The sequence below is a fragment of the Methylobacterium sp. WL18 genome, from assembly GCF_008040015.1.
Lineage (GTDB): Bacteria > Pseudomonadota > Alphaproteobacteria > Rhizobiales > Beijerinckiaceae > Methylobacterium > Methylobacterium mesophilicum.
Genome location: NZ_VRVD01001293.1, coordinates 1 through 516, shown reverse-complemented (window position 1 = coordinate 516; position 516 = coordinate 1). Strand labels below are relative to the sequence as shown.

The following is a 516-nucleotide window of genomic DNA, read 5'->3' as shown; positions in this document are numbered from 1 at the left end:
GGCGGCGCCCGGCCCCGTGCGCGTCGATCGCGGCCCCCGGCTCGACGTCGAGACGGGCCTGCGACAGGGCCTGCGCGACGAGGCCGCGCTTCCAGGACAGCTCCGCGGCGGGCGCAAGATGCTGCGTCCGGCAGCCGCCGCAGCGCATGTAATAGGGGCAGAACGGCTCGACCCGGTCGGGGGAGGGCGTCTCGATGCCGAGCAGCTCGGCCCGCTTTCCCTCCCGGCGGATCGTCACGCGCTCCCCGGGCAGCGTATAGGGGACGAGGATCCCGTCCTCCGCGATGCCGTCGCCGCGGGCACCGAGGTCCCGGATCGTGACCGTTTCGCTCATGACAGGGTTGCGCCGATCAAAAATTCGGAATTGCCGTCGCCACCCGGCACGGGCGAATCGATCAGGCCCAGGATCGTCGCGCCGAGCCCCTCCAGCACGAGGCGGACGGAATCGCAGACCTCCGCGTGGACGGCCGGATCGCGCACGAGGCCGCCGCGCCCGACGCGCGCGCGCCCGGCCTC

At 73.6% G+C, this 516-nt stretch carries 2 pseudogenes; both read right to left on the bottom strand.

Going from position 1 to position 516, the window contains the following annotated elements:
- Positions 1 to 334 (bottom strand): annotated as a pseudogene (locus FV228_RS32395) (RNA methyltransferase); the annotation flags it as partial.
- Positions 331 to 516: pseudogene (locus tag FV228_RS32390) on the bottom strand (TlyA family rRNA (cytidine-2'-O)-methyltransferase); the annotation flags it as partial. The pseudogenes FV228_RS32390 and FV228_RS32395, both read right to left, overlap by 4 nt.